The sequence below is a fragment of the Tianweitania sp. genome (assembly GCF_032053605.1).
Lineage (GTDB): Bacteria > Pseudomonadota > Alphaproteobacteria > Rhizobiales > Rhizobiaceae > Tianweitania.
Genome location: NZ_DAMBUH010000035.1, coordinates 1 through 12,693, shown reverse-complemented (window position 1 = coordinate 12,693; position 12,693 = coordinate 1). Strand labels below are relative to the sequence as shown.

10 protein-coding genes are annotated in these 12,693 nt (G+C 62.7%); 4 read left to right on the top strand and 6 right to left on the bottom strand.

The features are described 5' to 3' along the window. Nucleotides 1–34: 34 nt before the first annotated feature. A complete protein-coding gene (locus RTX98_RS10195) occupies nucleotides 35–2,221 on the bottom strand; it encodes a transglycosylase domain-containing protein (RefSeq protein ID WP_312796386.1) in 2,187 nt (728 codons plus the stop codon). 154 nt (nucleotides 2,222–2,375) lie between these two features. Here RTX98_RS10195 and RTX98_RS10190 point away from each other — a divergent pair, with 154 nt between their 5' ends. Next, nucleotides 2,376–3,488 (top strand): acyltransferase family protein, encoded by a 1,113-nt coding sequence (locus tag RTX98_RS10190; protein ID WP_416223101.1) that lies wholly within the window; start codon nucleotides 2,376–2,378, stop codon nucleotides 3,486–3,488. A gap of 6 nt (nucleotides 3,489–3,494) precedes the next feature. Here RTX98_RS10190 and RTX98_RS10185 read toward each other — a convergent pair whose 3' ends face one another. Beyond that, entirely contained in the window at nucleotides 3,495–4,124 is a 630-nt protein-coding gene (locus RTX98_RS10185) for a ribonuclease D (RefSeq protein WP_312796382.1), read from the bottom strand. Beyond that, a complete protein-coding gene (locus tag RTX98_RS10180) occupies nucleotides 4,121–5,509 on the bottom strand; it encodes a M20/M25/M40 family metallo-hydrolase (RefSeq protein ID WP_312796380.1) in 1,389 nt (462 codons plus the stop codon). Before RTX98_RS10180 ends, RTX98_RS10185 begins: the two co-directional genes overlap by 4 nt. Nucleotides 5,510–5,895: 386 nt before the next feature. On the opposite strand from RTX98_RS10180, the gene RTX98_RS10175 reads away from it, so the two are divergent. Next, complete coding sequence (locus RTX98_RS10175) at nucleotides 5,896–6,090, top strand: hypothetical protein (protein WP_312796379.1); 195 nt, start codon at nucleotides 5,896–5,898, stop codon at nucleotides 6,088–6,090. 84 nt (nucleotides 6,091–6,174) lie between these two features. Then, nucleotides 6,175–9,102, top strand: a complete 2,928-nt coding sequence (gene polA / locus RTX98_RS10170) for a DNA polymerase I (RefSeq protein WP_312796378.1) — start codon at nucleotides 6,175–6,177, stop codon at nucleotides 9,100–9,102. A 99-nt stretch (nucleotides 9,103–9,201) separates the two neighbouring features. On the opposite strand, the gene RTX98_RS10165 is transcribed toward polA, so the two are convergent. Then, nucleotides 9,202–9,639 carry a response regulator gene (locus tag RTX98_RS10165; RefSeq protein ID WP_312796410.1) on the bottom strand — a complete coding sequence of 146 codons (438 nt, stop codon included), beginning with the start codon at nucleotides 9,637–9,639 and terminating at the stop codon, nucleotides 9,202–9,204. Nucleotides 9,640–9,827: 188 nt separating this feature from the next. Between RTX98_RS10165 and RTX98_RS10160 the strand changes: the two genes are divergently transcribed. After that, entirely contained in the window at nucleotides 9,828–11,201 is a 1,374-nt protein-coding gene (locus tag RTX98_RS10160; RefSeq protein WP_312796377.1) for a cytochrome P450, read from the top strand. Here RTX98_RS10160 and RTX98_RS10155 read toward each other — a convergent pair. Then, complete coding sequence (locus RTX98_RS10155) at nucleotides 11,198–11,572, bottom strand: YraN family protein (protein WP_312796376.1); 375 nt, start codon at nucleotides 11,570–11,572, stop codon at nucleotides 11,198–11,200. The two genes, RTX98_RS10160 and RTX98_RS10155, sit on opposite strands and share 4 nt — an antisense overlap. Next, complete coding sequence (gene rsmI, locus RTX98_RS10150; RefSeq protein WP_312796409.1) at nucleotides 11,569–12,441, bottom strand: 16S rRNA (cytidine(1402)-2'-O)-methyltransferase; 873 nt, start codon at nucleotides 12,439–12,441, stop codon at nucleotides 11,569–11,571. Before rsmI ends, RTX98_RS10155 begins: the two co-directional genes overlap by 4 nt. Between the last annotated feature and the right edge of the window lie 252 nt (nucleotides 12,442–12,693).

Below are 12,693 nucleotides of genomic sequence, written 5' to 3'. Positions count from 1 at the left end.
CCGCATCAACATTCATCACCATGCGCAGAAAAACTTACTTGCCGAGAATGATCGACAGGATGCTCTTGCTGGACGCCGTGCCGCCGACATCCGTTTGCGGTCGGCGAATGGCGCCGGTGGCGGGGTTTTCTTGTTCATCGGCGCGAACGCCAACTGGCTGAGACGGCGGCATTGGCATAACCGGCTGTTGTTGTTCGGGCTCTGCCTGTTCCTCGGCCGATCTGAGGATGGCGTCGAGCTGCGGCTGGGCACGGTAGAACTCGACGCCGGGCAGCTTGACCGGCTGCAATCCCTCATGCGCGGCCGCCATAAAATCGTGCCAGGCAATGGTGGCCAGCGAGCCGCCGGTGGCATTCTTCATGGGCGAGCCGTTATCGTTGCCGAACCAGACACCCGTGGTGAGATTGGCGGTGTAGCCGACAAACCAAGCGTCGCGCGAGTTCTGGGTCGTGCCGGTTTTGCCGGCGGCCGGCCAGCCGAAGTCCGCGCGCTTGCCGGTGCCGGCTTCGATGGTGCGCGACATCATGGAATTCATCATGCCGACGATATCGGCGTGCACCACGCGCGGCGTGTCGGTGGCGCGGAAATCGTACAGCACCTCGCCCTTGGGCGTGGTGATGCGCTTGACGACATGAAGGTCCGCCTTGAAGCCGCCATTGGCATAAGGAACGTAAGCCGCCGTCAGTTCGAGTGGCGTGACGTCAGACGTGCCGAGCGCGATGGAGGCGTTGCGGTCGAGCTTGGAGTTGATGCCCATGCGGTGCGCGACTTCGATGACATTGTCGACGCCGGCTTCGCGGGCGAGCTGCGCGGCCACGGAATTCAGCGACTTCGACAGTGCTTCGGTCAGGGTGACGCGGCCGTAATAATGCCCCCCATAGTTTTCGGGCTTCCATTTGCCGATGGTGATCGGCGCATCGTTGCGGATCGATTCCGGGCGTGCGCCCTGTTCAAGAGCGGCCTGATACACAAAGGGCTTGAAGGCCGAGCCGGGCTGGCGCCGCGCGCCCGATGCGCGATCGAACTGGCTCGCGGCATAATCGCGGCCACCAACCATGGCGCGAATGGCGCCAGAATTGTCGATCGACACCAGCGCGCCCTGGCTCACCTTGTTCTTGGCGCCGTTTTCGTCGATCAGCGTGCGGATCGACAATTCGGCGAAATGCTGCAGCGTCTGGTCAATCGTGGTTTCCACCACGATGTCGCTGTTCACCTCGCCCACAAGCTCCGGCAGCGCATCCATGACGCGGTCCGCGACGTAGTTTTCCGAGCCGGTCCAGTAAGCGGCGGCTTTGGCGGCGGGCGTGCTCATGGCGGTCGCCAGTTCGCCATCGGCGATCACGCCCTGGTCGCGCATGGCGGCCAACACGATCTGAGCGCGATCTTCGGCAGCCTGCGGATCGCGGGCGGGTGACAAACGCGAAGGTGCCTTGAGCAGACCGGCCAGCAGTGCTGCCTGCGACAGGCTCACATCCTTGGCCGAAACGCCGAAGTAGCGGCGTGACGCCGCTTCCACGCCATACGATCCCGAGCCGAAATAGACCCGGTTCAGGTACATTTCGAGGATCTCGTCCTTGGTATGCTCATGCTCCAGCCACAGGGCAAGCATGACCTCCTGCACCTTGCGCTCCAGCGTGCGCTCGGGCTTCAGAAACAGATTTTTCGCAAGCTGCTGCGTCAGGGTCGAGCCGCCTTGGGCTACGCGGCCGCGCGCCAGGTTCTGGAACACTGCGCGGCCGAGACCCAGCGGATCGACGCCGAAATGCTGGTAAAAGCGGCGATCCTCGATCGCCACCACGGCCTGCGGGATATAGGGCGACATCTGCTTGAGACTGACCGCCTCACCGCCGGTGGCGCCGCGATTGGCGATCAGCATGCCATCGACGGCAACGATCTTTACGTTGGGCGGACGGTCGGGGATTTCCCAGGTCGTGGCGCTTGGCATGCGCGCGGCATAAAACGCCATGAGGCCAACCATGGCAATGCCGCCCCACAGGCAAAGCACCAAACCCCAGTAGATCGCGCGGCTGAACAGGCCGAAGCCGCCGCGCCGCCGTTTGCCACCCCGTGCGGATCTTGTGCGGGGCTCTGCGGCCTTTTTGGCCTTGGTCTTAGGCTGGCGCACAATGCGGTCGTCCGAACTGACCGACAGCCCGTCGCTTGCGGATGGCGCGCCAAAGTTCGGCTCGATCCGTCCGCCGCCTTTGCGTTTTGCCGCCATCCGTAAGTGCCCCTCAGTCCTGCCGTGCCTCGGCGTGGCTGCAGGGTAAATGCGGCGCCTTTAGGGGCGGTTAACCCTCGCAGCGTGAAGGGCTTTTGCTTTAATCCACCTTTCAGGCCCTTGGCGTAAACACCAACGCAACATGGCTGAGGAGATGGCTGGAATGGCGGCTGCGGGAGTGGAGCGGGTCGACTGGGTTGATACGGCCAAAGGCCTTTGCATCATCTTCGTGGTGATGGTGCATGCGGTGCTGGGCGTGGAACTCGCGGCTGGCCAACAAGGCTGGATGCATCATGTCGTGACCTGGGCGCGGCCCTTCCGCATGCCCGACTTCTTCATGATATCCGGCCTGTTTCTCAGCATCACCATCGACCGGCCGTGGCGTCGCTACCTTGACCGCAAAGTCGTGCATTTCGCGTATTTCTACGTGCTGTGGCTCACGATCCAGTTCGCCTTCAAGGCGCCGGGCATGGCGATGGAAGAAGGCGCGGGTGCAGCGCTGAGCAACTTCCTCGTTTCCTTCGTGCAGCCCTTCGGCACGCTGTGGTTCATCTATGTGCTGCCGATCTTCTTCGTGGTCGCGCGGTTGTTGAAGGGCGTGCCAGTGGCGATCGTGCTGCTCGCCGCGGCCGCCTTGGAGATCTTGCCAATCACCACGGGATGGCTGGTGCTGGACGAGTTCTGCTCGCGCTTCGTGTATTTCTATGCCGGCTATGCGCTGGCGCCCTGGATCTTTGCGTTGGCCGACAAGGTGCGCACGAAGCCGGGTCTGGCGCTGGGCTCACTGGCGATCTGGGCGATCATGGAAGCCCTGCTCACCTTCACGCCAGTGCCGGCTGGCCTGTATCCGCTGGTGGCGCATGAGATCGGGCAGACCGGCGCGATTGGCGGGGTGGCCGAACTGCCGGTCGTCAGCTTGATCCTCGGCTTCCTCGGCGCCTGTGCTGTGGTGGCGGTCGGCACACTGTTGTCGCGGCTACCCGTGATGCGTTGGTTGACCTGGCTCGGTGCCCACTCGATCGTGGTGTATCTCGGCTTCTTCCTGCCGATGGCGACGACGCGCGCGGTGCTGTTGAAACTCGGCATCATGGGGGATGTCGGCACGATGGGCGTACTGGTCACGGCAGCCGGCGTGATCGGCCCGGTGATCCTGTATCTGCTGGTGCAATGGAGCGGCTTCGGCCGTTGGCTTTTTGAGCGGCCGAAGTGGGCGTCGATCGAGCACAACCGCACCAAAGCGGAGCGCCCGATCGCTGTGGCGGAGTAGTTCGGCTTACGAGTGCGCGAAGATGTCCTGCTCGTCCCAGCCCATCAGATCGAGCTTGGCGCGCGTCGGCAGGAACTGGAAGCAGGCATCGGCTTCGTCCGTGCGATTCTCACGCGCGAGCCGCCCCGCCAGCACATCGCGCAGGCGGTGGAGATAAAGCACGTCGGACGCGGCATAGTCGATCTGCTCGGGCGACAGCGTTTCAGCGGCCCAATCCGACGACTGCTGCTGCTTTGAAATGCCAACGCCGAGCAACTCGCCGCAGATGTCCTTGAGCCCATGCCGGTCCGTGTAGGTCCGGGTCAGGCGCGAGGCGATCTTGGTGCAAAACACCGGCTCCGGCATCACACCGAAGGCATGATAGAGCACGGCGAGATCGAAGCGGCCGAAGTGGAACAGCTTGGTGATGGCGGCATCACCCAGCAGATTCACGAGGTTGGGGGCTTCTTTCTGGCCGGCCGCGATCTGGATCACGTCAGCCGTGCCGTCACCCGGCGAAATCTGCACCACGCACAAACGATCGCGATGGGGGTTGAGGCCGAGCGTTTCCGTGTCGATCGCAACGGCGTCGACCTGGTAGTTCTGGAGATCCGGCAGGTCGCCCTGGTGGAAGCGGATGGTGGGCTTGGTGTTCATTTGGCGAGTGCGTCCAGAATGCGGGCCCAGGAGCGCTGGCCCTTGCGGAAAGATTCGACGTCGTATTTTTCGTTTGGCGAATGGATGCGGTCGTCTGAAAGGCCAAAGCCGACCAGAAGGGATCCCATGCCGAGATAGATCTGGAAGTCGCCGACGATGGGAATGGAGCCGCCCATGGCGATCATCACTGCAGGCTTGGGCCATTCGTCCGACAGCGCAGCCTGCGCTTTGGACAGGAAGGGTGCGTCATAGGAAAGCTGGATCGCCGGCGAGCCGCCATGTTCCTTGCCCCATTCCGCCCGGCAATCGGCTGGCAAGCGTTCTTCCACGAACTGGTGGAAGGCATCGCGGATCTTCTGCGGGTCCTGCTTGTGGACAAGGCGAAACGACACTTTGGATGACGCCTGCGCGGGAATGACGGTCTTGAAGCCGGGACCGGTATAGCCGCCGGTGATGCCGTTGAATTCGGCGGTCGGACGCGCCCACACAAGTTCCAGCACGGAACGGCCCTGTTCGCCAGACGGCTGCGACAGACCGATCGGGGCCAACATGCTTTCAGCGGTTTCGCCAAGCGTTTCCCAGCTCTTCAGGATCTCGGTCGGCGTTTCTTCCACGCCGTCATAGAAGCCGGGAATGGTGACGCGGCCGGTCTCGTCATGCATGTCGGCAAAGATCTTGGCCAACACGCGGATCGGGTTGGCGGCCGCACCGCCATAGGAGCCGGAATGCAGGTCGCGATTGGCGGCGTGGATGGTCAGCTCTTCGCCAACCAAACCGCGCAGGCCGGTGGAGATTGCCGGCGTTTCGCGGTCCCACATGCCGGTGTCGCACACCAGCGCGAAGTCGGCCTTCAGCTCTTCCTTGCAGGCTTCGAGGAACGGCTTCAACGAAGGCGAGCCGCTTTCTTCTTCGCCTTCAAACAGGATTGAGATACGGCAAGGAAGCGCGCCATGTGCCGCCTTATAGGCGCGGCAGGCTTCCACGAAGGTCATGATCTGACCCTTGTCATCGGACGATCCGCGCGCGCGGATGACCTTGACGCCGCTCTCGTCCGTGTCGATGGCAGGATCGAACGGATCGCGGTCCCACAGGTTGAGCGGATCCACCGGCTGCACGTCGTAATGGCCATAAAACAAGACATGCGGGCTGCCGGCCGGGCCGTCGTGATGCGCCACCACCATCGGGTGGCCGGGCGTGTCGCGGACACTGGCGTCGAAGCCGATCGCGGTGAGATCAGCCACCAGCCATTCAGCGGCCTTGCGGCATTCGGCGGAATAAGCGGGATCGGTGGAGATCGACTGGATGCGCAGGAGATCGAACAGGCGATCGAGGCTGGTGTCGAAATTGCTGTCGAGGGATTCAAGAACGGGGGCGAGCGTGGCCAAGAAACGGCTCCGATGCTTTTGGAAAGTGCGGCGAACCTAGTGGATCGAACCCGCAAAGCAAAGGTGGCAGATCGCCTCAAAGAAGCGGCCACCGTGGTGGAGGGGGAAACCACGGTGGCCGTATCAGAATGCGGCAGCCCGGAGAGGGGGATGAGGCTACCGCATTTAATCCGGTTAGAGGCGGGGGACGGGCCTTGGCCGGATCCGGCAACGTTGTGCCGACCCGGTGTATTTGTGATGCACAAGGTGTCCAATCAAGGGCGGGGAGATTACATCTTCGTAACGTCGTCGTTACTTATGATGAGAGCGCTTGAACTGCTTTGCAGCTGCTTGCGAACAAACAACGCGGCCGCGCGTTCCCCTGCTGAGCGAAGCGGAGTTTACCCATGAAACCCGAACAAGCGAAGCCAGCCGATCCGAGCCGTACCGGGCCTGCGGTGGATGACGAAGATCCCGACAAGAGCCCGATGACGCCGGGCGTGATGCCGACCGGGCCGGCGCAGCCCTTCGATGTCGAGCATGTCGAAAGCGACCGCGCCAAGAGCCAGGGTCCTCGCCTCGGCGAGGGTTCCAGCTCATAGTCTTTGGCGGGATCGGTGGCCGGTGTCCCGGGGTTACCGACTTCGCGATGGACAGGGTTCGCGCCCGGCGCTAGGCGTTAGCCCATGAAAAAAGGCGATCATCTCTTTCTCGTCGACGGCTCCGGCTACATCTTCCGCGCTTACCATGCGCTGCCGCCGCTTACCCGCAAGTCCGACGGGCTGCCGGTGGGCGCTGTCTCCGGCTTCTGCAACATGCTGTGGAAGCTGGTGCGCGATGCGCGCGACACGGATGTCGGCATCGTGCCGACGCACTTCGCCGTCATTTTCGATTATTCCTCGAAGACGTTCCGCAACGAGCTGTTTTCTGAATACAAGGCCAATCGCTCCGCGCCGCCAGACGACCTGATCCCGCAGTTCGGTTTGATCCGTCAGGCGACGCGCGCCTTCGATCTGCCCTGCATTGAGATGGAAGGGTTTGAGGCCGACGACATCATCGCGACCTATTGCCGGATGGCCTGTGAGGCCGGCGCGGACACCACGATCGTCTCGTCCGACAAGGACCTGATGCAGCTCGTCGGCGCATCCGTGCAGATGTACGATCCGATGAAGGACAAGCAGATCGGCGTGGCCGAGGTCATCGAGAAATGGGGCGTACCGCCTGAAAAGATGATCGACCTGCAGGCGCTGACCGGCGATTCCGTGGACAATGTGCCGGGTGTGCCGGGCATCGGGCCAAAGACCGCTGCCCAGCTCTTGGAAGAGTTCGGCGACCTCGACACGCTGCTGGCGCGTGCTTCCGAGATCAAGCAGAACAAGCGCCGCGAAACCATTATCGCCAATGCCGACAATGCCCGCGTGTCGCGCGAGCTGGTGAAGCTGCGCAACGATGCGCCCCTGCCCGAGACGCTGGATGAACTGACGCTGCGGCCGGTCAACGGCCCGATGCTGATCTCCTATCTCAAGGCCATGGAGTTCACGTCGCTGACTCGCCGCGTGGCGGAAACCACCGGCACCGACGCCAATGCCATCACGGCCGGCACGGTGACGCTGGAAGGGTTTGAGACCGCGCATGGGCCGGACCTCGACGCCACGCCAACCACAGTATCGACCAACGCAAAAGCGGACACCGGTGCAGCCTCCGGCGAAAAGACGCCGGCAGCTCTCGCCGAACGCCGCGCACAGGCTGGCGCCGGCCAGACGATCGACCTTTCAGCCTATCGCACCATCCGCGACCAGGCCGGGCTCGATACGCTGATCGCCGAGGCCTATGCGGCCGGTGTCGTCGGCTTCGATCTCCAGATGACCTCGATCGACCCGATGCTGGCGGAAATCACCGGCATCACGCTCGGCACTGGCGCCGGCCAGGCCGGCTACATCCCCGCCGGGCACAAGTCGCAGGACAATGATCTGCTCGGCTCGGGCCGGATGGATGGCCAACTTTCGCTTAAGGCCGCGCTTGAGGCGCTCGGGCCGCTTTTGTCCGATCCGTCGGTGCTGAAGGTCGGCCACAACCTCAAGGCCGAATATATGCTCCTGTCGCGCCACAACATCGCACTGGAAGCTTTCGACGACATCATGCTGATGTCCTATGTGCTCGATGCCGGTTCCGGCAACCACACGCTGGACGCGCTGGCGCAGCGTTGGCTCGGCCATGCCGCCACGACGGTGAAGGACCTGCTCGGTTCGGGGCGCTCCGGCATCAGCTTCGACCGGCTGGAGCTTGAACGCGCAACCCAAGCCGCCGGCGAGCAAGCCGATCTGTCCCTGCGGCTGTGGTCGATCCTCAAGCCGCGACTGGTCGCGGAAGGTCTCGTTTCGATCTATCAGCGGCTGGAACGCCCGCTGGTTTCCACGCTGGCGCGAATGGAAAGCCGCGGCATCGCGATCGACCGCCAGATGCTGTCGCGTCTGTCCGGCGAGCTGGCGCAAAAGGCCGCCGGTCTCGAGGACGAGATCTACAAGGCCGCCGGCGAGAGTTTCACCATCGGCTCACCCAAGCAGCTCGGCGACATCCTGTTCGGCAAGCTCGGTCTGCCGGGCGGCGCTAAGACCAAGACCGGCCAGTGGTCGACCTCCGCCCAGGTGCTGGAAGAACTGGCGGCCGAAGGGCACGATCTGCCGCGCAAGATCGTCGACTGGCGGCAGCTAACGAAGCTGAAATCGACCTATACCGATGCCCTGCCCGGTTATGTGCATCCCGAAACGCGGCGCGTGCACACATCCTACTCGATGGCGTCGACCTCGACCGGCCGTTTGTCGTCGACCGAGCCGAACCTTCAGAATATCCCGATCCGCACGGCGGAAGGTCGCAAGATCCGCACGGCCTTTATCGCCGAAGAGGGCAACAAGCTGATTTCGGCAGATTACAGCCAGATCGAGCTGCGCATTCTCGCCCATGTCGCGGATATTCCGCAGCTGAAGGCGGCCTTCGCCAATGGTGACGACATCCATGCCATCACGGCGTCGGAAATGTTCGGCGTGCCGGTGGAAGGCATGCCGCGCGATGTGCGAAGCCGCGCGAAGGCGATCAATTTCGGCATCGTCTATGGCATCTCAGCCTTTGGGCTGGCCAACCAGCTGTCGATCCCCCGCGAGGAAGCCGGCGCTTACATCAAGCGCTATTTCGAGCGCTTCCCGGGCATTCGCGACTACATGGACGCCACAAAGGCGTTCTGCCGCGACAAGGGCTATGTCGAGACGATCTTCGGCCGGCGCGCGCATTATCCTGATATCCGCGCATCCAATCCGTCGATCCGCGCCAACTCGGAACGCGCGGCCATCAATGCACCGATTCAAGGGTCTGCGGCTGACATCATACGCCGTGCAATGGTGAAGATGGATGGCGCACTGGAAGCAGCAGGGCTGGGCGGTGTCCGCATGCTCCTGCAGGTGCATGACGAACTGGTGTTCGAAGCAGCCGAAGAGGATGTCGAGAAAGCCATCCCCATCATCCGCAAGGTGATGGAAGATGCCGCAATGCCGGCCGTCGCGCTATCCGTACCGCTGCAGGTTGATGCCCGCGCGGCGCATAATTGGGATGAGGCGCACTAGAGCGATTCCAGCAAAAGTGCGGAGCGGTTTTACGTCGGGAAATTGCGTCTAAAGAAAGAGCTAGAGTATTTCGGCGATCCTTCTCTCGCCGGAAATGCTCTAAGCCTGCATGGCGCTCTGGGCGCTATGGTTTTGGTTACAGCTGAAGAGCTGAAGCCGCTTCGGCGGCTGAGCCTGCGCCTTGCGATGGCAGGCGGTTGCGTATTCGATAGCCTGCTTCAACTCATCGTCCGCACAGGGCTTGGACAAAACGCCAAGCGTGCCCGGAATACCCTCGCCAAGCTGCGAGGGGTTCGCAGTCATAAAAAGGACGGTGATGCCGTGTTTTTCGGCCAGTGCACGGCCGATTTCAGGTCCGGTCGCTCCGTCGCGGAGATTCAGATCGACAAGAGCGACTTCGGCTTCGGCAGCCAGCTTGAAAGCTGTCTCGCTATCGGCGGCGATTCCAACAGGCTTGTAACCGAGTTCTTCAACGACATGCTCGATCTCGATGGCGACGAAAATCTCGTCCTCAACCACAAGTACCTTGCATGCCATTTCGGTCGTCATCCCTATCGCACGGTCCCAAACTCGGGAGTTCGGCTTTGGTTGCAGCATACGTAAACTTTTTTAACAACAGGCTTGAGCGACGCCGCGAAAGCCGGCTGCGGCAAAGGCAACCTTCCTCGCGCATTGAGGACCTGGTTTGTCGCGCCCATATCATCGGCATGACCGGAGTTCGTTCCATGGATGCCAAGCCCTCTCCTTTCGTGCCGCCTGCGCCCAAGCCGCGCACCGTGCCGCCTTCGACCTTGCAGATGATCGGCATCGTGTATCGCAACCCGCTGGAATTGTGGGGTGAGCCCTCCTACAACGAGCCCTGGATCTCTGTATCGGGTATCGGCGGGCCGCTGCTGATTGCCAACGATCCCGGCCTGATCCGCCATGTGCTGGTGGACAATGCCAAGACCTACAAGATGGCGACCGTGCGCCAGAACATCCTGCGGCCGATCCTGCGCGATGGGCTGCTGACGGCTGAAGGTGCGGTATGGAAGCGCTCGCGCAAGGCCATGGCACCGGTGTTCACGCCGCGCCACAACAAGAATTTCGCGCAGCCGATGCTGAAATGCTCGGTGGAATTTGCCGAGAAGTATGCCGGGCAGACCGCGCCGGTGGATGTCGCGCGTGACATGACCACGCTGACCTATGAGATTCTGGCCGAAACGCTGTTTTCCGGAGAGATCGCTGGCGAGCCAGGATCGTTCGAAACGCAGATCGACCGGTTGTTCGAGACGATGGGGCGGGTCGATCCGCTCGACCTGCTGCGCGCGCCGAAATGGTTGCCGCGCTTCACGCAGATCCGCGGCCGCAAGACGCTGGCTTATTTCCGCAAGATCGTTGCCGACACGATGGAGATGCGGCGCGAGCGGATGCGGCGTGACCCCGATGGCGTGCCGGAGGATTTCCTGACGCTGCTTTTGCGCGCGGAAGGTCCCGAGGGGCTGACGCGCGGCGAGGTCGAGGACAATATCATTACCTTTATCGGTGCCGGCCACGAGACGACGGCACGCGCACTCGGCTGGACGCTGTATTGCCTCGCCAATGCGCCATGGGAGCGGGAGAAGATTGAGGCCGAGATCGATCAGGTGGTGGCCACCGGGCCCGACCCCGTCGATTGGCTGGATGCGATGCCGCTGACGCGGGCGGCGTTCGAGGAAGCGATGCGGCTTTATCCGCCGGCACCCTCGCTCAATCGCGAGCCGATCGAGGACGATCGGTACGGCGATCTTGTGATCAAGCGCGGCACACAGGTGCTGATGATGCCTTGGACGGTGCATCGCCACCGCAAGTTCTGGGACCAGCCGGACGCGTTCATGCCCGAGCGCTTTCATCCCGAGAACCGGGACAAGATCGATCGCTACCAATACCTGCCGTTCGGCGCCGGCCCGCGCACCTGCATCGGCGCGAGCTTCGCCATGCAGGAAGCGGCCATTGCGCTGGGCGTGCTGATGTCGCGCTACCAGTTCAACACGACCGCGCAGACCAATCCGTGGCCTGTGCAGAAGCTGACGACGCAGCCGGAAGGCGGGTTGTGGATGACGGTGACGAAACGCGGCTAGTTTTTGGATTGGTAGATGTTCGGCACATGGATCGGCCAGCGCCAGGGAAGCACGGCCACCATGTCGAAGCGCAGGGACAGGCGGGCATAGTCGCGCTGTCGGGCGAGCCACAGATCGGCGGCGGCTTCGATGCGGCGCTGGGCCGACGGGCTGATCGCGTCCATAGCCTGCGACAGGCTTGCTCGCGCTTTGACCTCAACGATCAGGATGAGATTTCCGCGTCGGGCGATGAGGTCGATCTCTCCGCCTTTGGTGCGATAACGGCGGGCGACGATGCGGTAGCCCTTCAGCATCAGCGCCAGGGCGGCTAGGGCCTCGCTGGTGTGGCCGCGCTTGTAAGCCTGGAGCTTTGCCTTGGCAGGCGATTTCAAGCTTGCGCATCCTTCAAGGCCAGCAAGCGCTTGTAGAGGTCGCCCTTGGCAAGGCCGGTTTGCTTGGCCGCCTCCCCTGCCGCCTTCGCCGTGGACATCTCCTCGGCGAGCGAAAGCAGCAGGGCGTCGACGTCGGCTTCTTCCGGGGTGTCGGGCGCGCTTGGGGGTGCAACGCAGATGACGATCTCGCCTTTTGGCGTGTCGGCATCGGCATAATGCGCGGCCAGTTCGGCCAGCGTTCCGCGCCGCACTTCCTCGAAGGTCTTGGTCAGTTCGCGTGAGACGGTTGCGTCGCGGTCAGCGCCGAGTTCGTCGGCCATGGCAGCTAAGCTGACGGCAAGACGACGCGGTGATTCATAAAAGATCAGCGTGCCGGGAACTGCTTTGACCTCGTTCAAGCGGCTGCGCTTTCCGCCATCCTTGGGCGAAAGGAAGCCGGCAAAGAAAAATGAATCCGTCGCCAGTCCCGACACTGCAAGGGCTGAAAGAACCGCTGATGCGCCGGGGATTGGGACGACGCGCAAGCCTGCTTCGGCCATCGCACCGACCAGACGGTAGCCGGGATCGGAGATCAGCGGCGTGCCGGCGTCGCTGACGAGCGCCACGCTCTTGCCGCTTGCAATCGCTTCAACGAGGCGCGGCGTGGCTTCGCTTTCATTGTGCTCGTGATAAGCGAAAGCGCGGCGGCGGATGCCGTAGCGTTCCAGCAGCACGCGGGTAACGCGGGTGTCTTCGCAGGCGAGGATGTCGGCGGCAGCCAGAGTTTCCAGCGCACGCAGGGTGATGTCGCCAAGGTTGCCGATCGGTGTCGACACAATATAGAGAGCGGGCTCGAGCGGGCGAGCCGGCATGGCGGTCTGGCCGACCATGAAGCTTTTCGGCGCTTCCGCTTCGTCCTGCACGGTTTTGTTCCTTCAGGGTCATTTCAGCCCGAGCTTTGACACGGCGCGCGCAAGCTTGCAAAGTCCCGCGCGATTTAAGAACCGGCATCAAAGCCGGAAAGGATTGTTGTGACGCGTTTGTTGTTCCGTCAACTTGGCCTGCTTTTCGGGCTTGGCTTGCTCAGCGCCTGCCAGACCAATGTGCCGGCGGGTTTGCCGAGCCAGGCGCCGGTGCAGGCT